This is a genomic window from Nitratiruptor sp. YY09-18 (assembly GCF_016593235.1).
GTDB lineage: Bacteria > Campylobacterota > Campylobacteria > Campylobacterales > Nitratiruptoraceae > Nitratiruptor.
Map to the genome: position 1 here is coordinate 707,922 of NZ_AP023065.1, position 24,344 is coordinate 732,265.

Here is a 24,344-nt window from a genome sequence, read left to right on the forward strand (position 1 = left end):
AGTTTTTCGTTAAAATAAAGCACAATGATAAAATTAAAAGGGGATCTTGTGATGAGAATAGTTGTATTCGTAGCACTTTTACTGCATACACTTTTTGGTTTTGGATTCGTGACTGAACCATCACAGATAGTCCCTGTTGAAAAAGCGTATAAACCGCAAGTCTCTTTAAATAATAATAGGCTTGATGTGAATATTTCAATTGATAAAAGCGCATATCTTTACAAAAAATATATCAAACTCAAAATAAACAATCAAGAGGTAAAGCTCCACCTTCCACCTGCATTTAAAGAGCATGGTGAAGAGGTGTATGAGAAGCAGCTTAATTTCAGCGTGCCTCTAAAAATGAGTGGAAAAATCGATGTGGATTTAGAGTATCAAGGGTGTAATAAGGCTGGAGTATGTTATCCACCACAACAAAAGCACTTTACTTTTACCATCGAAGAGCCCCAAGCTGCATCTGCTAAAAAATCTCAAACTCCCAAACTCTCTGAAGCTGATAGCATTGCTTCTACATTGCAAAAAGGCTCTCTTGGCGTGATATTGGCTACATTTTTTGGATTTGGTGTTTTACTAGCTCTTACTCCTTGTGTCTTTCCTATGATTCCTATCCTCTCCTCTTTAATAGTTGGTGCGAAGAATATGAATACCAAAAAGGCATTTCTCTACTCAGTTGTCTATGTATTGGCAATGAGTATCGCATATACAGGAGCTGGAGTATTAGCTGGTATTTTTGGAGCAAATTTACAAAGTGCACTGCAAAATCCTCTCATTATCATCCTCTTTGCTCTCATTTTTGTAGTATTGGCGCTAAGTATGTTTGGTTTTTATGAGATAGGTCTGCCTGCATCGTGGCAGACAAAAATTGCCCAAAAGAGTGACGAAGCAGGAAGTAAAGGTGGATTGATCGGTGTGGCTATAATGGGATTTTTATCAGCACTCATAGTGGGACCATGCGTTGCGCCACCACTTGCTGGAGCACTGATCTATATTGGCCAGACAGGAGATGCCATCTTGGGTGGATTGGCTCTTTTTGCTATGAGTTTGGGTATGGGTCTGCCATTATTGCTTGTGGGTGTTGGAGCAGGTAAATTCATGCCAAAACCTGGTGGCTGGATGGAAGCAGTGAGCAAGGTCTTTGGTGTGATAATGCTAGGACTTGCAATTTGGATGTTAGAGCGTATCTTGCCGCCCGCAGTGACTATGTTTTTGTGGGGAGTGCTCTTTATTGGGAGTGCGGTATATCTGCGCGCTCTTGAGCAGATACCAGAGGAAGCTCACTGGTTTGTCTATTTTAAAAAGAGTGTAGGAATAGTGCTTCTTATCTATGGAGTATTTGTACTCTATGGCTCCCTCAAAGGTGCTACTAATGTTTTGAAGCCTTTTGGATTTATTGAGCAATCAGTGACTAATCAAATACAAAAGAGCATTTTTGAGCCAATATCAAGCTTGGATGAACTCAAAAAAATACTTGCAACTGCTAAAAAACCGGTTATGGTAGATGTGACAGCCAAATGGTGCGCAAGCTGCAAAGAGCTTGAGGAGAATACTTTCAGTGATCCAAGGGTGCGCCAAAAACTTGGAGAATTTCGGGCTTTGCGGCTAGATATGACGAAGAACACCCCGCAGGCCAAAGAATTTTTGCGCCATTTTGGTCTCTTTGGCCCGCCTGCAATCATCTTTTTTGATAGAAGTGGAAAAGAGATAAAAAATCTTCGTATAATAGGATATAAGGATCCAAATGAGTTTTTGGAGATCTTGAATAAAGCACAAAGGATGCAGTAATGAGATATATTCTTGCTTTAATACTTTTAGCTTTTATGCTTTTAGCAGCAGATTTTGACTGGATTGCTTATGATAAAGCTTTCTTAAAAGCAAAAAAACTCAATAAACCTATAATGGTAATGATTAGTCAAAAAAACTGTCCTACATGTGAATATATGGATGATGTTGCTTTTGAAAATGAGGAGCTAGTTGATTTTGTAGAGTATAACTTCATTCCTGTCAAAATCGATCTTGATGAAGCTAAAAAGCTAGGACTTAAAGCGTATGGAACTCCGACATTTTACTTTTTGCGTCCCAATGGCAAACCATTTGAACCACCTTTAGTAGGAGGAGCCGCTGCAAAAGTCTTTTTAGATAAACTCAAAGAGATAAAGGCTGATTATGGTCATTAAGAATGCAAAGGTTGTAAATTTTGATAGTGAATTTCTCGCAGATGTTAAAATCGAAAATGGAACAATCACGCATATCGGACACGGTTTAGAAGATGATGAGGTTTTGGATATTGAAGGGAGATACCTTCTGCCAGGGCTTATTGACTTAAATGTTCGCACTTTAGATGACAAGATCAATAGTGATAGCTTCACCAAACTAGCACAAAACGCCAAAAGTGGTGGTGTGGCTCATATTGCTCTCATTGCAGATTTGCAACATCCTATTAATGACGAGATAACGCTGGAATTTGTCAAATCTCAAAAAGTAGATATAGATATCTATCCACTGGTGATGGCGCTCAAAGATGAGAAGAGTCTTAGTGAATTGGCAATTTTGCTCAAAAAAGGGGCTTTGTCTATCTATACTCCCTCAGATATCAATGAGTATCTTTTGGCTAGAGTCTTTGAGTATGCCAAAAAGAGTAGTGTTGTTATACATATAGAGCCAAAAAACGGTGTCTTTCGTGATGTTGGTGTGATGAATGAGTCTGAGGTCTCTTTTCGTTTGGGGCTTGGGGGAATAAGTGAGCTTGAAGAGGTGAGTGAGATAGCTAAGATTTTGGAGTTTGCAAACTATTATAAAGTCCCGGTGCTTTTTAAGAGTATATCGACTCCGAGAGGATTGGAGCTCATAGCAAAGAGTAGGTATGCATACGCAGAGGTCTCTGTCCATCATCTTCTCTTTACCGACGAGGCGTGTGAAGGGTATAACACCTTTGCAAAGCTCTCACCACCACTGCGCAGCAAAGAGCAAAGAGCAGCACTCTTGCGAGCCTTGCAAACTGGCAAAATCGATCTGCTCACATCACTCCACTCTCCCAAATCCATAGTCAACAAAGATGTGAGCTTTGATGAAGCGAGTTTTGGAATCGATGCCCTAGGCTACTATCTTCCACTTCTTTATGATAGACTGGTAGCTTCAGAAGTGATCTCTTTTTCTAAGCTTATTGAACTTACAGCTACAAATCCTGGCTGTTTCCTTGGCAAAAGAATAGGAAAAATCGAAGAGGGATATAGAGCGGACCTGGTGGTTTTTGATCCAAAGAGTTCTACACATGTAAGTGTGCCATCTTTGTATACAAACCAGATGCTGCAAGGAGGTGTTGAGAAATTGATGAAAGATGGAGAGCTGGTATATGGGTAGTTTTCTCAAAAAATTTTTAGGCTTTTTCTTTTTGCTTTTTAGTGCAGGATTTGTATGCTGGTATCCACTCATATATCTTATAAAGAATTAATATGCCACTAGCCAAACGATATGAGGGAAAAATCGTCAAACATACCAAAACCATAGGTATTCTCCTCTACCTCTTTATCATTCCACCTCTCATAGCCACTATCGCTGCAGTTATCGTGCTTGATATCAAGAGCTTTATGCTCAATCTTCTCTCATTTTTGCTCTTCTTTGCAGCCTTGTATCTGAGCAAGAAAGGGTTTGCACAAGAGTTTGCATACAAGCAAGCTGCATTTGCACAAGCTCCAAAGATTCCCTATAAACTACTAGGGGCGCTCACGTTAGCAGTTGCAGTCTTTTATACCTCATTTGCAATATCCCATCGATCGTTTTTGCATGCGCTCTTTTTAGCACTCATCGCATTTGCTGGTTATGTGCTTTGGTATGGTCTTGATCCAAAAGAGGACAAAATACCAGATACGAAAGATGTAGGTTACAAAGTGGCCTTGCAAACAATCAATGAAGCAAAAGAGCGCTTAAATGCAATCGAAGGGCAGGCTGCAAAGATAAAAAATGAGGATTTAAGAAAGAGAGTCTATGCAACTATAGAAAAAGCAAGAAAAATCATAGATGAAGTTGAGAAAAAGCCCTATTTTGTACGAGAATTGCGTAAATTTCTCGTCGTCTATATCGATGGAGTCTATGAGGTGACAGAGTCTTACATCAAAGTGCAAGAGTCTTTGACACAAGAGAAAAAACAAGAGCTCTTTTGGCTTCTTGAAGATGTGCAAAAGCGCTTTGATAAAGAGCTCAAAAAAATTGAAAACAGGGGTGCTACAGAGCTTGATATCAAGATGGATACACTCAATTTACAAATTAATGAATAAAGGATAAAAGATGCAAAAAGAGATCAAAGAAAAAATTGAACATGAAATTAGCAAGCAAGACTCTTCAATCTTACCACCTTTAGAAGAGAGTGAACAAAAGATAATCGAAGAGCTTAAAAAGAGTCTTGATTTTACCAATCGTAATGCAGTGATTACATTTGGTGTAGAGGCACAAGAGAAGCTTGATGAGATCTCAAGCTCTATGATTGAAGGAGTTAAAAACAAAGATCTAGAAGAGGCTGGTGAGACTCTCAATAAGATGGTGCTGACTCTCCGAGGATTTAATGTAGAAAACCTCAAAGATGAAGAGCTTCCATGGTGGAAAAAACTCCTTGGCTTTACCTCTCCAATTGTCGAGACGCTCCAGCAATATGAAGAGGTGAAGGATCAGATTGAGCTTATTGCAAATGATCTAGAAAAGCACAAAGCCAAACTCATGCAAGATATGGTAGCCCTTGAGAAGCTCTATGAGGCTAATCTTGACTATTTTAGAAAGCTTGAGCTCTACATCAAAGCTGGAGAAGAGAAGATCAAAGAGCTCGATGAAAAGATCATTCCAGAGTTTGAAAAAAAGGCTCATGAGGGAGAGCTTATCGATGCACAAAACCTTCGCGAAATAAAAGAGTTTCGCGATGAGCTTGAAAGACGCGTGCATGATCTCAAACTCTCTCGCCAAGTCGCAATGCAAGCACTTCCAAGTATTAGACTCATTCAAGAAAATGACAAGGCACTTATCAATAAGATCACTTCAACTCTTGTGAATACCATTCCTCTTTGGCGCAATCAGCTTGCACAAGTTGTCACAGTCTATCGCAGTAGAGGAGCCGCAAAATCTCTCAAAGCTTCTGCAGATCTTACCAACGAACTCCTAGAAAAAAATGCCGAAGCATTGAAAATGGCAAACAAAGAGGTCAAAGAGCAGGTAGAGCGAGGAGTCTTTGATATCGAAAGCATCAAAAAAGCAAATCAAACTCTCATTGACACGCTCCATGAATCGATGCAGATTGCTGATGAGGGAAAAAAACAGCGTGAGCTTGCTGAAAAAGAGCTCCATAAGCTTGAGAGTGAACTCAAAAATGCGCTTATTGAGATGAAGAGGAAAAAAGAGGCGAGCAATGGGACTCTTTGATTGGCTTCGTGGGCAGTTTATAGACGTTATAGAGTGGCTTGATGATAGTAGCGATACTATAGTCTATCGCTTTCCAAGGCATGAGAATGAGATAAAATATGGAGCAAAGCTTATTGTCAGGCCTGGACAAAAGGCAGTCTTTGTCAATGAGGGGCAAATTGCAGATGTGCTAGGACCTGGAACGTGGCAGCTTGAGACCAAAAACTTACCGATACTCACTGATTTGCAGCATTGGGATCATGGGTTTACCTCTCCTTTTAAGGCTGAAGTATACTTTGTAAATACCAAGCGCTTTGGTGATCTGAAGTTTGGTACCAAAACACCAATTATTGTCAATGATCCACAGCTTGGTCCTGTGCGTCTCAAAGCCTATGGTACCTATGAGATTCGCATCAAGGATCCTGCAAAGATTTTACGAGAACTCTCAAGTACAGATGGAAACTTCACAACTGAAGAGATTGAAAAGTTTTTGGCTAATCTCATCCTTGCAAAACTTCCAATAGTTCTAGCAAAAAGTGGAATCTCTATCTTTGATTTGGCCAAGCATTATGATAGGCTTGGAGAGAAAATAAAAGAGGAGCTGCAGCCATATTTTGATGATTATGGGGTATTGTTAGAGAAGATACTGCTCCAAAGTATATCCCTACCAAAAGAGCTCCAAAAAGCTATTGATGCAAAGGGTGCACAAAATGTCCTCGGTGATATGCAAGAGTTTATCAAATATAAAAGTGCGCAAGGAATCGAGAAGGGTGGAAGTGCATCAGATATAGTAGGACTTGGAGCAGGGCTTTATGCAGCTAAAGAGATGTTTGAAGAAAAGACTACTCCTCCGCCACTACCGCAAGAGCACTACTACATAGCAATGGAGAATAAGCCTATGGGACCTGTGAGTAAAGATCAACTCCAAAAGATGATAGTGCAGGGTGAGCTAAAGCCAGATACACTGCTGTGGCAAGAGGGTATGGAGCAGTGGCAAAGAGCAGATGAAGTAGTAAAAGAGCTATTCAAAAAGATCCCTCCACCAATAGATGAAAGTTGAAGTAAAAAAGCTTGAGTGCCCCTCTTGCGGGGCGGATCTGCGCTATGAGTGCGATAAATTAGCCTGCGCATATTGTGGCTATGAAGAGCAGTTATCTTTGCAACCCACTATGCCACACTATATTCCAGTCTATCAAATAGAGCCAGAGAATGAAGCAAAAGAGTATCAATGCGTCAGTTGTGGAGCTAGCTTTGCTACCGATAGTGTTGCTACACTGTGCCCCTACTGCAAAAGTGCACTCATTGGAGAGTTTACTAATACGCTCCGGCCCTTTGGCTTCATTCCTTTTGTAGTGTGCGCAAAAGAGGCAAAGAGAAGAATCAAAAAACATATTCACTCTTTGTGGTTCGCTCCAGATGATTTTATAAAAGATTATCGCAAACATAGAGATATTACACCCTTTTATTATCCCTTGTGGCTCTTTAATATGGATGTAACTGCACAATATGAAGGCAGACGTGGAGAGTATTACTATATTACCCAAACGCGCTATGTCAATGGAAAGCCGGTGCAGGTACAAGAGCGTAGAACCAGATGGTATCCAGCAAGCGGAGTTGTCAATTTACAATTTCATAATATACCAGTAGGTGGATACAAAAATATGAGTAGTTTGTTAAGACAACTGCGATATGATCTGAGATCATGCAATAGTGTAGACAAACAGTATCTTAGTGGTATAGAGACAAAAGAGTTTGATATTGGGTCTCAAGAAGCGAAGATTTTAGCTCAAATATCACTCCATGGCGCCATACGCAGGGCTATTAAGCAAGATATCGGAGGCGATACCCAGCAGATCATCTCCTATTTACCACACTTTTATAACGAAGAGATGAGCTATATTTTAGTTCCATTATACCACTTTAGCGTCAAATTCAAAGGCAAAGAGTACATCTACTTTGTCAACGGAGAGAGTGGGGAAGTGGTAGGGGAGAGGCCCTATAGTTGGATCAAAATATTTTTCTTTATATTGTTTCTCCTAGCTCTTTTGGGTGGTGGAATCTATCTTTTGGACAGATTTGGTTACTTCTCTTAGCGGCTTATGAACAAAGAGGATGCCGATGGCACTAGAGAGAAGGGTAATGAGAAAAAAGAGAAAACTCATAGCGATTCCAACTGAAGGCTCTTTGCCAATAATTTTGAGGCCATAGAGGAAGGTAAACTCCCTCGCCCCCACCCCACCAATAGTCAGAGGCAATACTGCTACAATGCTAGAAATTAAAAAGAGTGTTAGATAGTCTACCATTTCACTCTGGACATGGAGCGCTTTGAGAATTGCATAAGCACTCGCAACTTGCAAGAGCTGCACAAGTAATCCTAAAAGAGTAGTAGCAACGATATATGTCATAAATTTTGCAAAGAGCTTTTTATGAAGAATGAGAAAAACGGGATAGGCTAAGAGTGCTGTTGCAATTGCTAAGAGGTTAAGTAGTTCAGAAAACTTTGCAAAACTGCTTTCAAGCCAAAGGAGTGCAGCTAAAAATAGAAGTGCTACAAGACCACTGAGACGATCGAGGAGTGTAGCAGCTACGAGATTTTTATATCCACATTTATGTCTATTTTGCAAAAGGTAGATCTTATATCCATCTCCTCCTATACCTCCTGGCAAGAAGAGATTATAAAACATTCCTACATAGTAGAGGCGAAGAGCCTCAAGTTCGCTTAAAACTACGCCAATATCTTTGAAGTAGTAGTTAAGGCGCACTGAGCTTACAATCTTAGAGAGATTGAAGAGTATAAAGGCGCCAATGAGCCAGAGAGGATCGCTTCTTTGGACGATCTGAAGCAGTTTTTTTGTATCGATTTGCAAAAGAACAAAGAGCAATAGCGCAAGAGAGAGCGCTATTTTTATAAAGATTTTGAGTTTTTTCACTTATGCCCTTGGTAGATCTCTTTGACAACGTAGGGCTTTTTGTTTTGGGATTCATAGTATGTACGCATCATGATCTCAGCCAAAAATCCAGTGGTAATGAGCTGAATACCTACAAGGGTGAGCATAACCCCAAGAATGAGCAGAGGTCTTCCTCCAATATCTTGGCCAAAGAGTTTGAGAATAAAGAGATAGAGATCTATGAGTGCTCCAATTCCAAAAGAGATAAATCCTAGTGTCCCAAAAAGGTGCATCGGCTTTGTACCATATTTTTGGAAAAAGAGCATGAGAAGCAGGTCACTTATGACTTTGAAAGTTCTACCTATGCCATATTTACTCTGCCCATGAATGCGTGGATGGTGGCGTACATTCATCTCTGTCATCTTCGCACCATAGAGTTTGGCAAGCACCGGTATGAAGCGGTGAAGTTCTCCATAGAGCCCTAGGTTTTTTGCTACATCTTTTTTGAAAAGTTTTAAGGTACAACCATAATCTTGCAAATAGACACCTGTACTTTTGCGGATGATCCAATTAGCAATTTTGCTAGGGATCTTGCGCAAAACCAATCCATCTTGGCGATTTGCTCTCACACCTGCTACTACATCCCATCCCTCTTTTTGCATCTTTTCTAGCATCAAAGGAATATCTCGTGGATCGTTTTGTAAATCTCCATCAATTGTAGCTATCACATCTCCTGAGGCAGCGTCTATGCCTGCTGCCATTGCAAGACTTTGGCCAAAGTTGCGGCTAAAGACTATGAGTTTAGTGCGCTCATCTGCAAGTTCTTTGATTTTTTGCACTGTATTGTCTGTTGAGCCATCATCTACAAATATAAGCTCATAATCAAGCCTAGCAAGAGCTTCACGCAAAGCTTTAAAAAGTGGTTCAATATTATCCTCTTCATTCATTACTGGTATGACTACCGATAATTTCATTCCTGTTCCTTTCAAACATCAATCTATATAGAATTATTGCAACAAGGTAGACAACAACACTGCTACATACTACATCGCTGAGGAAATGGCCTCCTTGTATAATTCTAACATAACCAACTATCCCTCCCCATAAAAGCGCTAGGAGTGCCACAATATATCTTTTCTTACCTCTTAATAGTGGTACGAGGGCCAAAAAGTAAAAAGCAGCTGCAGCGTGTCCGCTGCTAAATGAGCAGTTATGCTGGCACTGGTTGGTAATTTGCAAAGCGGGAGTAAACTTTTTTGTGCCTCCAAATTGGACAATCTGTGATGGACGGGCGCGGCCAAAATGCTCTTTGAAAACAACACTTACAATAAGACCAGGACCCAAAGCTAGCACTAGAAGAAGGTAGGCTATAACCTTTTTGCTTACTATCTCTTTTTTTGTAATAAAAGAATAAAAAAATAGCAAAATAAGTGTTAAAACAAAAAGGATCAATACGATTTGTGTCGCTTTGTAGATAAATTTTGCAAACCACCAATCATGAAGATAAAAACCGTTATGGTAGAAGTAGCTACTCACTTTGAGATCAATTGATGGAAAGAGATAAAAGAGCAGACAGAGTGCAACTGCTAAGAGAGTAGCTCTCATCTATACCCTTTAAAATCTCGTGCTTCGAAGATATAGTAGGTGCGTGAATAATCTTTATAAAGTTGGATTTTGATAGTTGTTATTTTTTTAAAAGATGCAAAATAGCGTGCTGCTTGGAGATTGTTTGATTTTGTTATATAGATGTAGTTTTGGTGCAGTTTTGGTGGGTTGAAGAGATGGTACTGGCTTGCTTTGACATGTTTTGGATTGAGCATTGCAGCGTCAAATGGATGAGGCTTGAGGTAGTAAATCATCTCTGCCATAGTTGTGCGATCATCGAAGAGCAGCTTGTAGCCGGGATAGTTTTTGAGAATTGGTTCTAATTTCTTAGCAAGAACACTGTATCCTAAAACTCTTTTATATGGATCGTTATGGCTTGTAAGCTCGATGTGAAAAACTTTTGCAACTGTATGGTAGTGATAAAAAAGAAGTGTCAAAAGGATATTGAGAATTATTGAAGCTATGAGGAGACGTTTACTGCGGATCATGAGTGCTACTACGAGAATAGTTGCAGCTATATAGGTAGGAGCAGCCCAGTTGGCAAGAGCTTTTGAGAGAAACGCTTGCAGTGAAATTACAGCAAGAAACGGCAAAGAAAATGCAAAAAGCAGCCTATACTTTAACTCTTTTATATAGCGCAATGCGTAGAGAAATGCAGCAAAAAAGATAGGTCCAAAGACCAAAAATTGAGAAGCGAGAAACTCTATGAGTTTATTAGGGTGAAAATGGCTCTTGTGTTCGATACCGCTGAGGTTGCGAGTATGGATAAATGTGATAAATTCATGGTGTGCGTTCCACCATAGATTTGGTAAGTAGATGAGAGTTGCTAGGATCATTGTGATGTAGAGTTTAGGGTTTTTAAGATGATAGGAGAAGCGCTTATCCCATACAAGATACAAAAAGACGCTCACAATAAAGATTATCATAGTGTATTTACTTAGCAGCCCACATCCAGCGCTCACTGCAGCAATCAACCAATAGAGCCAGCTATCAGTCCGTATAGCTTTGATAAAAGCATACAGCGTCAAGGCCCAGAAAAAGAGAAAAACCACATCAGTAGAGATTATCATAGAGCTCATAGAAACAGCAGGGAGAGTGATATACGCTACTCCACTCCAAAATCCTATACGCTCATCAAAAAGCTCTTTGGCGATAAAAAAGATAAGTATTGCAGTGAGCGGATGGAAAATGAGTGCTGGAAGCTTGATACAAAAAGCTGTGTCGCCGCATAGATGGGTAAAGAGTGCTATGACCCATGCGATCATAGGAGGCTTTGAATAATAGCCAAATGCAAGTTCTTTGCTCCATCCCCAGTAGTATGCTTCATCTACATAGAGGTCTATCTGTGCGTTAAGTAGCACAAAAATTCTATAAAGTTGTATTATAATTATGAAAAGAAGCAGTGAAGAGAAGTTTTCACGCATCGACAGACCTTGCGAGTTTTTGCAATTCTACTCAAAAAGGGTTAAAAAGGGGATTAAATGGTACGAGAAGCAGCAGTTGCGGGGATGTTTTATCCATCTGAGTGTGGGCAAATTGAGACAATGATAGCACAATTTAATTCTATATTAAATAAGGCTCTCAAAGATTCTGATGCATTACAAATTATGCCAAGAGCAATCATCTCGCCACATGCAGGATATGTCTATAGCGGTTTTACAGCAAATATAGCACACAGAGTCCTCGGTAATGCCAAGCCAGAACGCATTGTGGTTATTGGGCCTAGCCACAGAATCTACTTGCAAGGTATGAGCGGAAGTTTTTATGATAGATTCCAAACGCCTTGCGGGGATTTGGAGATTGACAAAGTATATCTTGAGCATTTAGCTTCACGCTTTGATATCGCTTTCGTTCCACAAGCCCATCAAGAGCACTCCACAGAGACTCAGATGCCTTTTATCAAACACTATAATCCTCAAGCAGAAGTCGTAGAGATCGTCTATGGAGACCAAGACCCTGTATATCTAGCAAAAATGTGTGAAGCAATCCTTGCAGATCCGAGCAATGCGATAGTTATTAGCACAGATCTGAGCCATTACTATCCACTCAAGACTGCAGAGCAGCTTGATATGCATTGTCTTAAAGGTGTGCATGATCTGGATATACAAGAACTTCACAATGGATGTGAAGCGTGTGGAAAAATTGGAGTAGAAGCTATTGTAATAGCTGCAAAGGAACTTGGACTTAAACCTCGTATTCTTGATTATCGTACAAGTGCAGATGCAAGTGGAGATGAATCACAAGTAGTAGGATATATGAGTGCAGCATTTATCTAGTAGATAATGCGACATAGATAGAGTCCATTTGGTGGAGCAAGCGTAGTGCTAGATCGCTCCTTTGCCTCGATTTGAGCTTGTAACTGGGAGAGTGTCATTCTCTTTTGTCCCATCTTTAAAAGTGCATCGACAATGAGGCGAATCTGCCCTCGCAAAAATCCATCTCCTTCAAAGTAGAGCACATCAAAATCTCTGTATTCGTAGCGTTTGGCTTTGAAAAGAGTACGCACACTGCTCTTCGTATCGCTTCCTGTTTTCATAAAGTAGACAAAATCGTGGCGGCCAATAAAAAGCTTTAAAGCTTCATCTACGAGATTTTTGTCGTAATTGGCGTGAAATGCATATGCAGCCATAAAAGGTGAGAGAGGTTTACGTGAGATGAGATAGCGATAAGCCCTACGTTTTGCGCTATAGCGTGCGTGAAAATTCTCGCTAACTCTCTCTATATTCCTGAGCCTCACATAGGGAGCCAAATTTTTATCAAAAGCAGTAGCAAACTTTTGCAGATCTTGCCAATATGGAGGTAGATCAAAGTGGATGACCTGCGCTGTAGCGTGAACTCCACTATCGGTGCGGCCACTTCCTACCACCTTACTCTCAACTCCTAGATTATGCAAAGCTTTAGTAATTGTATACATCACTGTGTTTTTGGTATGATTTTGGATCTGAAATCCATTGAATCTACTTCCATCATATGCAAGAACTGCCTTGATACGCATCAGTACCTCTTCGCAATGACTTTATTAAAAAGCAAAAAGGAGCCAAGAAGCCAGAGTGGAAAGAAGATGAGAGCTAGGATAGTAAACTTTTTGGCGAGCACAAAACTCAAGCTAAAGTATAAAAGCAGAGCAAAAAGAGCATAAAAAAAGCTCCCTTTTACTTCAAATCTTGGATTGTAAATACCCAAAATCGCAGCTATGTAAATTGCAGCTAGAGGAAAGAGAGAGATGAGCAAAAAGAGTGTCAAATCAAAGGCTCTTTGATGATTTTTTGCAGCAATAGCCCAGTAAGAAAATGGATCAGCATAGATGAGATATCTCTTTTTGGAGTTATCATAGATAGTCATTGTATCAAAAGTGATCTGTTTGAGTTTGTTATTATCTAGAGTATATGTATTACCATCAAAAAGCTCAAGTGCGAAACTATCACTCGAATGAACAATTTTTGCCGATTTTGCAACAATAAAGTGTTCCTCTTTGTCTGTTTTGTGATAGAGCGAAACATCTTTGTAGCTATTTTTCTTTTTTGCTCCGACATAGATGTACCAGTCGCCAAATTTATGACCGAGCTCACTCGGTTTGAGATTGAGCTGTGCACGTGCTTCTTTGAGGTAGATAAATCCCTTATACATCTGCTTTGCCTGCGGAATAATGAGCAGTGAAATAGTTGCAAGGAGCACTGATGTCCAAAAAGCGACTTTAAGTAGTGTATTCGTGATTGTATGGGGTGAGATTGCGACTGAAAAGAGTGCAATACTCTCATACTCAAACGAGAGCTTTTTGAGCATCGCAACAGCTGCAGCAAAAAAGACAACGGGAATACTAAAAAAAAGAATTTGGGGCAAGATATAGATATAGAGCCGTACAAGATCGAAAATATCGAGTTTGATAATAGATGTATAAGAGACGATCTTGATAAAAAATATCAAAGAGGCTATACCAAAAAGGGGTGTGAAAAAGGACCAGAAAGAGTCGGTAAAGTGGTTGTAGAGATATTTAGAGAGTAAGCGCATCGAGGTAGGCTCCTAGAGAGTCAGCAAAAATATAGGTAAGAAAAGTTCCAAGAGTCAAAAATGGAATAAATGGAAGGGCGTAGTCTTTATAGCGATAGCGATAGTAGAGTGAAACTGGCAAGGCAATCAGAGCAGCAAGAAAGAGTGCTACAAAAATGAGCTTGATCCCAAGAAGAGCACCCATTGTAAAACCTACAATAATATCACCTTCTCCCATAGCCTCAATCATCAAAAATTTTGGATAGTAGACTCCAATCCAAGGTCGCTCTTTTTTGAATTTTTCTAAGAGCACCATCTCTTTTTTTGTCACATAGTAACTAACAAAAAAGCGCAACATACTCATCGCACCAGCTACCAAGAGTGCATTTTTGAGATTGGTAAGAGTATCAGGTGAACTAAAGATAGCTAGAAGTGCTGCTAAGAGATTGATGCTATCAGGAACTGCTTTGAAGCGTAGATCGATGATACTCAGAGCTAAAAGGAGTGAAAAAGTGATCGCTATATCTGCAGCATAGAGCGAAGCTCCCTCTTTGAAAAAGACGATAGCAAAAATAAATGCTGTTGCTAGCTCTATGAAAGGATACTGAATAGATATAGAACTTTTACAATATGTGCATTTGCCTCCAAGGAGAATCCAAGAGAGTACTGGGATATTGTGCCACCACTTGAGCCTGTTTTTGCATTTTGGACAGTGACTTGCTGGAAAAGCTATACTCATTCCCTGAGGTATGCGTAAAATGACAACATTCAAAAATGAGCCAAAAATAAGTCCAAAGAGAGTTGCAAATATTACAGTGAAAAAATTTTCATATTCCACCGAAACGCCTTTGACGTCTTTTGAACTGGTCGATAAGATTTTCTAGTTCCTTAGCGGTAAAATCTGGCCAATAGGTATCAGTAAAAAAGAGTTCTGCATAAGCAATGCGCCAAAGCAAAAAGTTAGAGATGCGTTTCTCTCCGCCTGTACGAATAAGCATATCTACATCACCAAGTTTTGCATCAAAAAACTCCTCAAAATTCTCTTCACTTACTTCTTTGCCACTTGCACAAGCTTTTTTGCATGCACGAATTATCTCATCTCGCCCACCATAGTTGAGTGCCAAAACTTGTGTAAGTTTGGTGTTGTTTTTTGTTTGCTCTTTTGTGTAAGTGATGCGCTCTTGCAGTTTGGGAGAAAATTTACTTATATCACCTATGACTTCGAAGCGGACATTTTCCCTTTGGTATGTTGGAAGCTCTTTTTGCAGCCAGTTATCTAAGAGCTTCATCAAAAACTCCACTTCCATTTTTGGGCGTTTCCAATTTTCTGTACTAAAAGCATAGAGAGTGAGTATCTCTATTTCTGGATGGTTAGCGCAGTATGTGGTGATTTCTCGCACTACCTCTGCGCCTTTCTCGTGCCCTTTTATACGTTTTAAACCTTTTTGCTGCGCCCAGCGTCCGTTTCCATCCATGATGATTGCTATATGGCGCGCTCTATTCATCGAGATCCTTTACGATTTCAGCAATATCAAGGCCAAGTTCAAGTTTGTCTTTGAGAGGACTTTTGATTATTTTCTCTTTAGTAATATAGACTATCTGATTTTTATCACTACCAAATTTTGTAACACCTTTGACAAGATTGAGACAGACCGCATCGATGTTTTTAGCTTGAAGCATTTTTTGAGCACTCTCTAAAGCACTCTCTTCATCCATTTCTGCTTTAAAGCCAATTGTTTTGATTCCTTCTTTGTCAATTGAAGAGAGAATATCGATATTCTTTACTAATTCTAAACACCATTCTTCTCCAATCTGCTCTTTTTTGAGTTTGCCCCTTTGAGGATATTTCGGTTTATAGTCGCTCACTGCTGCAGCCATGAAAAGGTAGGGGGTTTTTTGAATGAGTTCGGGCTGGGTGAGATCATTGATGAGATCTGGCTTTTTGACGATGCCTCGCTTTGCTACTTTTAGACGCTCTTGCAAAAACTCATACATCTCTTCGGCGCTTTCAACTTCATAAAGCTCTACACCTTGAGGAAGATTTTGACAAGGCTTCGTAGTGATAAGCTCTACTTGAGCTCCTTTGAGATACAGAGCAGTTGCGAGAGCACATGCTTGCTTACCACTTGAAAAGTTGGAGATAAAACGTACATCATCGATGCGCTCAATCGTACCACCACCTGTGATAATTGCGTAGCGATCTTGCCAGAAACTATCTGTTAGGAGTTCTTTTGCAGTTGCAAAGAAAATATCTTCAACAGGAGCCAATGCGCCAAGTCCCATTGTACCGCAGGCAAGCTCTTTGGTTACGGGCTCTACGATTTTATATCCGTTGAGGCGCAAGAGCTTAAAGCTAGCTTCAGTAAAGCGGTTTTTATACATATTGGTATTCATAGCGGGAGCCAAAATTTTTGTTTTATCAAATGCAAGTGCAGTTTGTGTCAGGAGATTGTCTGCAATACCGTTAGAGAGTTTATTGATAGTATTTGCAGTAGCTGGAGCTATGACGAAAATATCATAATCTTGTGTTACATGGATATGGTTATTGCGGTTTGTCCAATCTTCGCTCTCTTCACACAGTACTTTCTGGCTTCCAGCCGCTTCAAATGTAAGAGGAGAGATGAATTTTTTAGCACTTGGAGTCATCACTACCTTCACTTCTGCTCCGGCTTTAACAAAGAGGCGCAAAAGCTCAACAGCTTTATATATCGATATAGAGCCTGTGACTCCAAGGAGGATCTTTTTATTACTGAGCATCTTTTTTCCCAAAAAATTTGTAGTAGAAATCTTTAACGATTTTTAGTGGTGTACGGCTGATGGCGAGGCTTCCTCTTGGCACATCTTTTGTCACAGTAGTACCAGCAGCAATAATGACATCATCCTCTATCACTACAGGAGCAACAAGCTGCGTGTCACTGCCTACAAAAACATTCTTGCCAATTTTGGTTTTATATTTTGCTTTACCATCATAGTTGCACGTAATTGTTCCAGCTCCTATATTGGTGCCTTCATCTATCTCGCTGTCACCAAGATAGCTCAAGTGCCCAGCTTTGACACCTTTGAGGTGGCTTTTTTTGACTTCGACAAAGTTGCCAATATGGGTATCTTTAATAACGCTTCCAGGGCGAATACGCGCTAGAGGTCCAATTGTACTATATGAGATTTGGCTCTCTTCAATAACTGAGTGTGCTTTGATGTGTGACTCTTTGATATGAGTTTTTCCACGTAACACGCAGCCGTTTTCCACTTCACACTCACCTTCAAATGCTACATCAATCTCTACAAAAGTTGTTTGTGGCAAGCGAAAAATGACTCCCTCTTGCATCCAGCGCTTTTTGATGCGATCTTGCATAATCTCTTCGGCATGAGCCAAGTCTACTTTGGAGTTAACTCCTTTGAAATTCTCTTCACTCACAAAGAGAGGCTCAATTGTAAGGCCATCAGCTCTTGCCAGAGCTATGATATCTGTGAGGTAGTACTCTTTTTGTGCATTATCATTGGAGAGTTTTGGGAGGTATTTTTCTAAGATTTCTTTTTTAAAAAGATAGACACCTGCATTAACAGTGCATATAACAAGCTCCTCTTCGTTTGCATCCTTTTGCTCAATGATCTCTTGGACGCTTCCATCGCAGATTTTAACTCTTCCATAACCGCTTGGATCTTCAAGCTCAATTACGCTCATGACAATATCAGCACTGCTTCGAGTGAATTTTTCCAATTCACTTGCTTGTACAAGAGGCATATCACCATTGAGCACGAGGACTTTGTCACCATTAAAACTTATACCTCGCAATGCCCCGCCAGTTCCTGGATAGTTTGCATGATCTTGCAAAACAAAATGGAGATTTTCGAACTCTTTTTCTAGATACTCTTGAATAATATCTGCTTTGTGATATAAAACAACAGTGATATCATTACTTATCTTTTTGGCTTCTTTGATAATATGCCATATCATTGGGCGGCCACTAATTTTATGTAAAACTTTAGGAAGATTACTCTTCATTCTCGTACCTTGCCCAGCGGCCAGGATAACGATACTAAGTGACATAAAAACCCTTTAAGATATAATTTTGCTAATATTATCGCAAAAAGGCTAATAAATCGATGAAATGTGAATATTTTGGAAAGTGTGGAAGCTGTAAAATCTATCCAGATTATGAAGAGCAGTTACTACTCAAAAGAGAGCAGTTTATCAAGCTTTTTGGCATAGAGCCAAGAGTTTTTGCTTCGCCTCCTGAGCATTTTCGCGCACGTGCTGAATTTCGCATTGTTGATGGTAGCTATGCAATGCATAGAGTAGATAGTGATGGACTTATAGAAATTAAAGAGTGCCCGATAGTGTTAAAACCGATCTTTACACTCATGCCACAACTACTTATATCTCTTAAGCAAAATCATAGCCTTATGCATAAACTCTATCGTGTCGATTTTTTGAGTGGATTAAGCGGTGAAATATTAGTAACACTTGTCTATCATAGACCAATTGATGAGGATTGGGAAGAAGAAGCAAAAAAAATAGCACAAAAGTTTCAAATAAATATTGTAGGACGAAGCAGGGGAGTTAAACGTATTATTGGCAAAGAGTATATAACTGAAGAGTTGCGCATTAATAACAAAAAATATCTCTATCACCATTATGAAGGAAGTTTCACACAACCTAATCCTTATATGAATCAACAGATGATTGCATGGGTTTTAGAAATGGCTGGAAATAAAAAAAGAGATCTCTTAGAGCTCTATTGTGGGGCAGGTAATTTTACAATACCACTTGCTAGCAAGTTTCGCAAAATTTTGGCTACAGAAGTGAGTAAAACGAGTATCAAGGCAGCAAAAGAGAACTGCGCGCTCAACAGTGTAGAAAATATTGCGTTTGTCAGGCTCTCAAGCGAAGAGGTGAGTCAAGCGCTAAGAGCAGAGCGTACTTTTCGTAGACTGGCTCATTTAGACCTTGCAAGTTACGATTTTCAAACAGTCTTTGTAGATCCTCCTCGCTGCGGACTTGATGATGCTACAAGGGCTCTTATAAGAGATTTTGAGGAGATTGTATATATTTCATGTAATCCACAAACACTCTATAGAGATTTAGAAGAGTTACAAAAGAGCCATGAAATAAGAGAACTAGCTCTTTTTGATCAGTTTCCCTACACACCCCATATGGAGTGTGGGGTAAAACTCGTTAGACGTTAAAGCGAAAATGCATTACATCGCCATCTTGGACGATGTAATCTTTTCCTTCAAGGCGCATTTTTCCAGCCTCTTTAGCTCCCTGCTCGCCGCCATATTTGATAAAATCTTCATAGCTGATAACTTCTGCGCGGATGAAACCCTTTTCAAAATCGCCATGAATTACTCCTGCAGCCTGAGGAGCAGTCCAACCCTTTTTAATTGTCCAGCTTCGTACCTCTTTGACGCCAGCAGTAAAGTAGCTTATGAGTCCCAAGCGATTAAAAGCTGTGCGAATAATCTTATCAAGACCGCTTTCTTGCACTCCCATCTCATTTAAAAGCTCTTTAGCCTCTTCATCACTTAAGCCTACAAGCTCCTCTTCAAGTTTTGCACAAAGTTTGATAACATCTGCACCAGTTTTAACTGCATACTCTTTTACTTGCTTTACATACTCATTATCTTCAACCATTCCCTCTTCATCCACATTCGCACCAAATATGACTGGCTTTGCACTGAGGAATCGTAGCTCTTTATTGAGTGTTTCAAATGCTTCGTTTTTATTTGCAAATGTACGCACTGGCTGCAACTCTTCAAGATGTTTTTGCAGCTCTTTTGCTATCTCTAAGAGTGGCACAATTTTTTTATCTGCTTTTGCTTGCTTTTGGAGTCTTTCAATCTTCTTTTCAAGTTGCTGGAGATCTGCAAAAATGAGCTCAGTTTCAATTATTTCAATATCTCTAATTGGATTGACATCCCCTTCTACGTGAGTAATGTTACCATCTTCAAAGCAGCGTACCATATGGAGGATCATATCGGTTTCACGGATATTACTTAAAAACTGATTCCCAAGTCCTTCTCCTTTGCTAGCACCTTTGACAAGTCCTGCAATATCTACAAAATCGATTGTAGAGTGTTGTATGCGCTGGGGATTGACAATTTTTGCTAACTCCTCTAACCTTTGGTCTGGTACAGGTACTACAGCTTTATTTGGCTCAATTGTGCAAAAAGGATAGTTTTGTGCTTCTGCATTCTGCGCTTTTGTCAAAGCATTAAAAGTAGTCGATTTTCCAACATTTGGCAGACCTACAAGTCCGACACTAAGTCCCATTCTTTTCCTTCAAAAATTTTTTGCGATTATAGCATACTCTTGGAATTATTGAGCGGTAGAAGTTTTGTGGTACTAGCTAAATAGAGCGAAACAATTGAAAATTTTAGCAAAGAAAAAGCGCACTTAACCCGTGGGGCAGCGAAGCTGTTTGTATTTAGCTTTTTTTGTAGCGTTAAAAAATTTACACTCTTGTTGAGTCTAATTAGTTAGTATCAGTTTTGCTAGCTCTCAAAAGAGAGCTAGCAAAATGTTATGGGTGTTTTTTATTATAAACAAACTCTTTTTGTAGCCATTTGATAACCATGCGCACACCAGCTCCACTTGCTCCATGAGGATTGTATCCCCACTCTTTTTCTACAAAAGCTGGACCTGCAATATCAAGATGGAGCCACTTGTCTCTTTTATCTTCTTCGATGAATTCACGTAAGAAAAGTGCTGCTGTAATAGCTCCACCATAGCGAGAAGAACTTATATTGCAAATGTCAGCGATATTTGATTTGAGGAGTTTTGGCAAATAGCGATTAAATGGAAGCTCTCCTGCTAGCTCACCACTCGCATCTGCTGCTTTGAGCATACTCTTTTTGAGCTCATTGTTCTCACCCATAACTCCTGTTGTATATTCACCAAGTGCCACTACACATGCACCTGTAAGAGTGGCTATGTCGATGATGTAATCTGGATCAGTTTTTTCCTGTGCATAACATAGGCAATCTGCTAAAACCAATCGTCCCTCTGCATCTGTATTGCGCACCTCAATGGTTTTGCCATTTTTTGCTGTGAGCACATCATCAGGTTTATAAGCATTACCGCCGATCATATTTTCTGCAAGCCCCAAAATTGCATGGATTTCTACTGGAATCCCAAGCTTTTTAGCAGCTAAAACTATTCCAAGAGCTGCGCTTGCTCCACTCTTATCAGATTTCATTGTTACCATATAATCGCTTGGTTTGAGACTCAGACCTCCGCTATCATATGTAAGACCTTTCCCTACGAGTGCTACTTTTGCTTTTGCATTTTTTGGTTTGTACGTAATGTGGACGAGGCGAGGTGAGTGGACACTTGCACGTGCAACTGCCAAAAAAGCTCCCATCTTCTCTTCTTCTAAATCTTTTTCATCTAAAACTTCAATTTCGAGATCTTCTTTTTTTGCTAAATCTTTTGCGAGTTTTGCAAAGGTTTTTGGATAGATCTCGTTTGGTGGAGTATTGACAATATCGCGTACGATATTTGTAGTTTCAGCCACAATTGTAGCCTCTTTTATGCTCTTTTTTGCATTTTCAAGAGTAAATGGTTTATCAGCATACTCTTCATTTGCCAAGATTATCTCTTTGAGACCTTTATCTTCTTTTTTGCTTTTATATCTATCAAAGCTGTAATCACCCAAAATTGCCCCCTCTACAAAAGCTTTGATATTTGTAATAGGACAGTTTTGGATATAGACTCCAGCTTTAGCACTTTTAAACTCTTTGCCTTTGAGTGTTTTGACAGCTTTGCTTACGGCTATGCGAATCTCATCGTGATCGAGCTTTGTACCAACATAGATACGACCCTTTTCTGGCAAAAATGCCACCTCTTCTACTTCACCTTTAAAGCCTATTTTTTCTAAAGCTTCCTTATCTTTGACCCATTTATGATCAAGATTTTTATCAATAACAAAGATTATCTCAATATCAGCCTTAATATCATGTAATTTCTTATCTTGTATCTCTACTTTCATTTTCTCCCCCTTATAAGTTTTTTTTCTGTGACAACATGCAAGTAGTAGTAGATACCTCCTGCTATAATTATAGCGAGTGGTAATGCATAGTACCAGTGATGTTTAGCCCAGTGTACAATTGCCAAAATCTCTTCACCAAAGATATAGGCTGGAATGATTGTCATAGCAGCCCAAACCATTGCACTGATGAAATTAATAAGAGCAAACTTTTTGGCGCTATAGCGTGTAAGACCAATTGCCATAGGAATGATTGTACGCATACCGTAGAGGTAGCGTTGGATAAAGATGACAGGCCACCCATACTTTTTGAGAAGCAAGTGTGCAAGTGCAAATTTTCTGCGCTGTTTTTTCATGAGACTATGGATATAGTGTTTGTTAAATCTACCAATATAAAAGTAGATCTGATCACCCACAAACCCGCCAAGGCCTGCCACAAAAATAGAGATCCACAGATTCATGTCACCCGTATGGCTGAGTACTCCTGCCATGACAAGACCTGTCTCACCCTCCATAATACTCCAAACAAAAAGGATGATATATCCATACTCTTTGAGTAGATAAATAAACTTCTCTTCTAGATTGGCTCCTGGTGCATGGTAGAGTTGATAGCCAAGATAGGCTACAAAAAGAAAAACTCCTGCTAAAAGAAGTTGTATGAGCCAGTCTTTGTTTTTATTGAAAAAGTTACGCATTTCTACCTCAATCGAAATGGAGCAAAGATTTGGCCTGTACCATATCTTTGTCGCCCCGACCACTGAGATTGACAATGATAAGTTTGTTCTTGATATCTTGCATTTTTTTCAGATATGCTACTGCATGGGAGCTCTCAAATGCAGGAATAATTCCCTCTTTTTGACTCAGCCATACAAATGCATCAAGTGCTTCTTGGTCTGTGATTGCATCATAGCGTACAACTCCCTCATCTTTTAAAAAGCTATGCTCTGGACCAATTCCAGGATAGTCAAGTCCGGCACTGATTGAGTGAGCCTCTTGGATCTGTCCCTCTTCATCTTGTAAAACATAACTCATCTGTCCATGGAGTACCCCAGGACTTCCTTTAGCAAGACTTGCCCCATGCTTATTGGTATCAAGCCCCAGTCCACCGGCTTCGATGCCGATACATTGTACCTCCTCATCTTCCAAAAAGGCGTTAAATATTCCCATAGCGTTGCTTCCACCACCGATACATGCGATTACATAATCTGGAAGACGCTTTTCACTCGCAAGAATCTGTGCTTTTGCTTCATAACCAATAATTCCTTGAAAATCCCTTACCATCATGGGGTAGGGGTGTGGTCCTGCAACTGTACCGATGACATAGAAGGTATCTCTTGCATGGGTAACCCAATGGCGAATCGCTTCATTCATGGCATCTTTGAGTGTACGAGAGCCGTTTTTGACTGCATACACTTTTGCTCCTAAGAGTTTCATACGAAAGACATTGAGCTCTTGGCGTTTGACATCCTTTTCACCCATAAATATTTCACATTCCAGACCAAAAAGAGCAGCCATGGTTGCAGTAGCAACTCCATGCTGACCTGCTCCTGTCTCAGCAATCACCTTCTTTTTACCCAGACGCTTTGCAAGTAAACCTTGCAAAATGGTATTGTTAATTTTATGGGCACCTGTGTGATTGAGATCTTCTCTTTTAAGATAAATAGTCGCTCCAAGCTCTTTGGAGATATTTTGTGCATAATATAGAGGGCTTGGACGACCGACGTAATTTTCTAAATAGTAACGGGCCTCTTTCCAAAAATCTTCATCATGGCGAATTTTTTGGTACTCTTTGTCTAATTCAAGAAGTATAGGCATTAATGTTTCAGGCACAAAGCGTCCACCATGGATGCCAAAATGTCCAAATTGATCTGGGTCATATTTGCTTGGCTTTGGTATATACATTATTCTATCTCCAATATACTGTAAAAGTTTGTATGTTGTTTAAGTTTTTCATCTCCATGTAGAAATTTCAAATTAATTATAAAGCAAGCTTCCACAAGATTTGCACCAACTTTTTTGATGAGTTTTGCAGCGGCTTGTGCTGTGCCTCCTGTAGCTATAAGGTCATCTATGAGGAGTACGCGAGCATCTTTTTTGTCTCTAAAAGCATCGATATGTATCTCTATCTCATCCACTCCATATTCAAGCGCATACTTTTCACTCACAGTAGTATAGGGCAATTTGCCCTTTTTCCGCACTGGAACAAAGCCGACTTCGAGGCGTGTAGCAAGTGCTGCTCCAAAGATAAAACCACGACTCTCAATTCCAGCGATGAAGTCAAGGTTGTACTCTTTATAACGCTTTTGCAGGTGCTCCATGAGCATGGTGAAAGCTTTTGCATTATTAAGGAGAGTCGTTATATCTTTGAAAACGATTCCAGGTTTTGGAAAGTCGGGTACATCACGGATGGTAGAAAGGAGGTAGTCTCTATCTATCATTTCTTTCCTCCAAAGAGTATTATTTTTATACCAATTAATATCACCATTAGCAGTGCAAA

At 39.8% G+C, this 24,344-nt stretch carries 24 protein-coding genes; 9 read left to right on the forward strand and 15 right to left on the reverse strand.

Features of this window, described 5'->3' with window-relative positions; translation table 11 throughout:
* Window positions 1–51 precede the first annotated feature (51 nt).
* From dsbD to JG734_RS03985, 7 genes are all read left to right on the forward strand, one after another.
* Window positions 52–1,782: a protein-disulfide reductase DsbD gene (dsbD, locus tag JG734_RS03955; RefSeq protein ID WP_201333733.1), complete on the forward strand. Its 1,731-nt coding sequence runs from the start codon at window positions 52–54 to the stop codon at window positions 1,780–1,782.
* Window positions 1,782–2,174: a DUF255 domain-containing protein gene (locus JG734_RS03960; RefSeq protein ID WP_201333734.1), complete on the forward strand. Its 393-nt coding sequence runs from the start codon at window positions 1,782–1,784 to the stop codon at window positions 2,172–2,174. The genes dsbD and JG734_RS03960 overlap by 1 nt, the downstream gene beginning before the upstream one ends.
* The gene (locus JG734_RS03965; RefSeq protein ID WP_201333735.1) at window positions 2,164–3,357 is read left to right on the forward strand and encodes an amidohydrolase family protein; all 1,194 of its coding nucleotides are present in this window, start codon (window positions 2,164–2,166) and stop codon (window positions 3,355–3,357) included. The genes JG734_RS03960 and JG734_RS03965 overlap by 11 nt, the downstream gene beginning before the upstream one ends.
* A gap of 92 nt (window positions 3,358–3,449) precedes the next feature.
* A complete protein-coding gene (locus tag JG734_RS03970; protein ID WP_201333736.1) occupies window positions 3,450–4,271 on the forward strand; it encodes a 5-bromo-4-chloroindolyl phosphate hydrolysis family protein in 822 nt (273 codons plus the stop codon).
* A gap of 10 nt (window positions 4,272–4,281) precedes the next feature.
* The gene (locus tag JG734_RS03975; protein ID WP_201333737.1) at window positions 4,282–5,400 is read left to right on the forward strand and encodes a toxic anion resistance protein; all 1,119 of its coding nucleotides are present in this window, start codon (window positions 4,282–4,284) and stop codon (window positions 5,398–5,400) included.
* Window positions 5,387–6,439, forward strand: coding sequence for an SPFH domain-containing protein (locus JG734_RS03980; protein ID WP_201333738.1), 1,053 nt, complete (start codon window positions 5,387–5,389; stop codon window positions 6,437–6,439). The genes JG734_RS03975 and JG734_RS03980 overlap by 14 nt, the downstream gene beginning before the upstream one ends.
* Window positions 6,429–7,472: a hypothetical protein gene (locus JG734_RS03985; protein WP_201333739.1), complete on the forward strand. Its 1,044-nt coding sequence runs from the start codon at window positions 6,429–6,431 to the stop codon at window positions 7,470–7,472. Before JG734_RS03980 ends, JG734_RS03985 begins: the two co-directional genes overlap by 11 nt.
* Here JG734_RS03985 and JG734_RS03990 read toward each other — a convergent pair.
* From JG734_RS03990 to JG734_RS04005, 4 genes are read right to left on the reverse strand one after another with little or no spacing between them, the layout of a single operon-like run.
* Entirely contained in the window at window positions 7,416–8,309 is an 894-nt protein-coding gene (locus JG734_RS03990) for a lysylphosphatidylglycerol synthase transmembrane domain-containing protein (protein WP_201333740.1), read from the reverse strand. The two genes, JG734_RS03985 and JG734_RS03990, sit on opposite strands and share 57 nt — an antisense overlap.
* Window positions 8,306–9,241, reverse strand: a complete 936-nt coding sequence (locus JG734_RS03995) for a glycosyltransferase family 2 protein (RefSeq protein ID WP_201333741.1) — start codon at window positions 9,239–9,241, stop codon at window positions 8,306–8,308. Before JG734_RS03995 ends, JG734_RS03990 begins: the two co-directional genes overlap by 4 nt.
* A complete protein-coding gene (locus tag JG734_RS04000; protein ID WP_201333742.1) occupies window positions 9,207–9,872 on the reverse strand; it encodes a phosphatase PAP2 family protein in 666 nt (221 codons plus the stop codon). The genes JG734_RS03995 and JG734_RS04000 overlap by 35 nt, the downstream gene beginning before the upstream one ends.
* Window positions 9,869–11,296, reverse strand: a complete 1,428-nt coding sequence (locus tag JG734_RS04005; RefSeq protein WP_201333743.1) for a glycosyltransferase family 39 protein — start codon at window positions 11,294–11,296, stop codon at window positions 9,869–9,871. The genes JG734_RS04000 and JG734_RS04005 overlap by 4 nt, the downstream gene beginning before the upstream one ends.
* Window positions 11,297–11,353: 57 nt before the next feature.
* Between JG734_RS04005 and amrB the strand changes: the two genes are divergently transcribed.
* The gene (gene amrB / locus JG734_RS04010; protein ID WP_201333744.1) at window positions 11,354–12,148 is read left to right on the forward strand and encodes an AmmeMemoRadiSam system protein B; all 795 of its coding nucleotides are present in this window, start codon (window positions 11,354–11,356) and stop codon (window positions 12,146–12,148) included.
* Here the strand turns inward: amrB and truA are convergent.
* From truA to glmU, 6 genes are read right to left on the reverse strand one after another with little or no spacing between them, the layout of a single operon-like run.
* Window positions 12,145–12,867: a tRNA pseudouridine(38-40) synthase TruA gene (truA, locus tag JG734_RS04015; RefSeq protein WP_201333745.1), complete on the reverse strand. Its 723-nt coding sequence runs from the start codon at window positions 12,865–12,867 to the stop codon at window positions 12,145–12,147. The genes amrB and truA overlap by 4 nt on opposite strands.
* Window positions 12,867–13,880, reverse strand: coding sequence for an LptF/LptG family permease (locus JG734_RS04020; protein ID WP_201333746.1), 1,014 nt, complete (start codon window positions 13,878–13,880; stop codon window positions 12,867–12,869). The genes truA and JG734_RS04020 overlap by 1 nt, the downstream gene beginning before the upstream one ends.
* Window positions 13,864–14,697, reverse strand: a complete 834-nt coding sequence (locus JG734_RS04025; RefSeq protein WP_236587023.1) for an A24 family peptidase — start codon at window positions 14,695–14,697, stop codon at window positions 13,864–13,866. Before JG734_RS04025 ends, JG734_RS04020 begins: the two co-directional genes overlap by 17 nt.
* The gene (locus JG734_RS04030) at window positions 14,687–15,364 is read right to left on the reverse strand and encodes a di-trans,poly-cis-decaprenylcistransferase (RefSeq protein ID WP_201333747.1); all 678 of its coding nucleotides are present in this window, start codon (window positions 15,362–15,364) and stop codon (window positions 14,687–14,689) included. Before JG734_RS04030 ends, JG734_RS04025 begins: the two co-directional genes overlap by 11 nt.
* Window positions 15,357–16,616: a bifunctional phosphopantothenoylcysteine decarboxylase/phosphopantothenate--cysteine ligase CoaBC gene (coaBC, locus tag JG734_RS04035; RefSeq protein ID WP_201333748.1), complete on the reverse strand. Its 1,260-nt coding sequence runs from the start codon at window positions 16,614–16,616 to the stop codon at window positions 15,357–15,359. Before coaBC ends, JG734_RS04030 begins: the two co-directional genes overlap by 8 nt.
* Window positions 16,606–17,907 (reverse strand): bifunctional UDP-N-acetylglucosamine diphosphorylase/glucosamine-1-phosphate N-acetyltransferase GlmU, encoded by a 1,302-nt coding sequence (gene glmU / locus JG734_RS04040; protein WP_201333749.1) that lies wholly within the window; start codon window positions 17,905–17,907, stop codon window positions 16,606–16,608. The genes coaBC and glmU overlap by 11 nt, the downstream gene beginning before the upstream one ends.
* 56 nt (window positions 17,908–17,963) lie before the next feature.
* On the opposite strand from glmU, the gene trmA reads away from it, so the two are divergent.
* Complete coding sequence (trmA, locus tag JG734_RS04045) at window positions 17,964–19,046, forward strand: tRNA (uridine(54)-C5)-methyltransferase TrmA (protein ID WP_201333750.1); 1,083 nt, start codon at window positions 17,964–17,966, stop codon at window positions 19,044–19,046.
* Here the strand turns inward: trmA and ychF are convergent.
* The 5 genes from ychF to JG734_RS04070 form a co-directional block, all read right to left on the reverse strand.
* Window positions 19,036–20,133 carry a redox-regulated ATPase YchF gene (gene ychF, locus JG734_RS04050; RefSeq protein WP_201333751.1) on the reverse strand — a complete coding sequence of 366 codons (1,098 nt, stop codon included), beginning with the start codon at window positions 20,131–20,133 and terminating at the stop codon, window positions 19,036–19,038. The two genes, trmA and ychF, sit on opposite strands and share 11 nt — an antisense overlap.
* A 250-nt stretch (window positions 20,134–20,383) precedes the next feature.
* The gene (locus JG734_RS04055) at window positions 20,384–21,850 is read right to left on the reverse strand and encodes a leucyl aminopeptidase (protein WP_201333752.1); all 1,467 of its coding nucleotides are present in this window, start codon (window positions 21,848–21,850) and stop codon (window positions 20,384–20,386) included.
* Window positions 21,847–22,542, reverse strand: coding sequence for a DedA family protein (locus tag JG734_RS04060; protein ID WP_201333753.1), 696 nt, complete (start codon window positions 22,540–22,542; stop codon window positions 21,847–21,849). Before JG734_RS04060 ends, JG734_RS04055 begins: the two co-directional genes overlap by 4 nt.
* A gap of 7 nt (window positions 22,543–22,549) precedes the next feature.
* A complete protein-coding gene (gene trpB, locus JG734_RS04065) occupies window positions 22,550–23,749 on the reverse strand; it encodes a tryptophan synthase subunit beta (protein WP_201333754.1) in 1,200 nt (399 codons plus the stop codon).
* On the reverse strand, window positions 23,749–24,285 hold the full coding sequence (locus JG734_RS04070; protein WP_201333755.1) for an adenine phosphoribosyltransferase: 537 nt from the start codon (window positions 24,283–24,285) through the stop codon (window positions 23,749–23,751). Before JG734_RS04070 ends, trpB begins: the two co-directional genes overlap by 1 nt.
* Window positions 24,286–24,344 lie beyond the last annotated feature (59 nt).

Bases quoted from the DNA above. Each gene is read 5' to 3' on its own strand.
- dsbD (WP_201333733.1), top strand. From the start codon at position 52: ATGAGAATAGTTGTATTCGTAGCACTTTTACTGCATACACTTTTTGGT.
- JG734_RS03960 (WP_201333734.1), top strand. From the start codon at position 1,782: ATGAGATATATTCTTGCTTTAATACTTTTAGCTTTTATGCTTTTAGCA.
- JG734_RS03965 (WP_201333735.1), top strand. From the start codon at position 2,164: ATGGTCATTAAGAATGCAAAGGTTGTAAATTTTGATAGTGAATTTCTC.
- JG734_RS03970 (WP_201333736.1), top strand. From the start codon at position 3,450: ATGCCACTAGCCAAACGATATGAGGGAAAAATCGTCAAACATACCAAA.
- JG734_RS03975 (WP_201333737.1), top strand. From the start codon at position 4,282: ATGCAAAAAGAGATCAAAGAAAAAATTGAACATGAAATTAGCAAGCAA.
- JG734_RS03980 (WP_201333738.1), top strand. From the start codon at position 5,387: ATGGGACTCTTTGATTGGCTTCGTGGGCAGTTTATAGACGTTATAGAG.
- JG734_RS03985 (WP_201333739.1), top strand. From the start codon at position 6,429: ATGAAAGTTGAAGTAAAAAAGCTTGAGTGCCCCTCTTGCGGGGCGGAT.
- JG734_RS03995 (WP_201333741.1), bottom strand. From the start codon at position 9,241: ATGAAATTATCGGTAGTCATACCAGTAATGAATGAAGAGGATAATATT.
- JG734_RS04000 (WP_201333742.1), bottom strand. From the start codon at position 9,872: ATGAGAGCTACTCTCTTAGCAGTTGCACTCTGTCTGCTCTTTTATCTC.
- JG734_RS04005 (WP_201333743.1), bottom strand. From the start codon at position 11,296: ATGCGTGAAAACTTCTCTTCACTGCTTCTTTTCATAATTATAATACAA.
- amrB (WP_201333744.1), top strand. From the start codon at position 11,354: ATGGTACGAGAAGCAGCAGTTGCGGGGATGTTTTATCCATCTGAGTGT.
- truA (WP_201333745.1), bottom strand. From the start codon at position 12,867: ATGCGTATCAAGGCAGTTCTTGCATATGATGGAAGTAGATTCAATGGA.
- JG734_RS04020 (WP_201333746.1), bottom strand. From the start codon at position 13,880: ATGCGCTTACTCTCTAAATATCTCTACAACCACTTTACCGACTCTTTC.
- JG734_RS04030 (WP_201333747.1), bottom strand. From the start codon at position 15,364: ATGAATAGAGCGCGCCATATAGCAATCATCATGGATGGAAACGGACGC.
- coaBC (WP_201333748.1), bottom strand. From the start codon at position 16,616: ATGCTCAGTAATAAAAAGATCCTCCTTGGAGTCACAGGCTCTATATCG.
- glmU (WP_201333749.1), bottom strand. From the start codon at position 17,907: ATGTCACTTAGTATCGTTATCCTGGCCGCTGGGCAAGGTACGAGAATG.
- trmA (WP_201333750.1), top strand. From the start codon at position 17,964: ATGAAATGTGAATATTTTGGAAAGTGTGGAAGCTGTAAAATCTATCCA.
- ychF (WP_201333751.1), bottom strand. From the start codon at position 20,133: ATGGGACTTAGTGTCGGACTTGTAGGTCTGCCAAATGTTGGAAAATCG.
- JG734_RS04055 (WP_201333752.1), bottom strand. From the start codon at position 21,850: ATGAAAGTAGAGATACAAGATAAGAAATTACATGATATTAAGGCTGAT.
- JG734_RS04060 (WP_201333753.1), bottom strand. From the start codon at position 22,542: ATGCGTAACTTTTTCAATAAAAACAAAGACTGGCTCATACAACTTCTT.
- trpB (WP_201333754.1), bottom strand. From the start codon at position 23,749: ATGTATATACCAAAGCCAAGCAAATATGACCCAGATCAATTTGGACAT.
- JG734_RS04070 (WP_201333755.1), bottom strand. From the start codon at position 24,285: ATGATAGATAGAGACTACCTCCTTTCTACCATCCGTGATGTACCCGAC.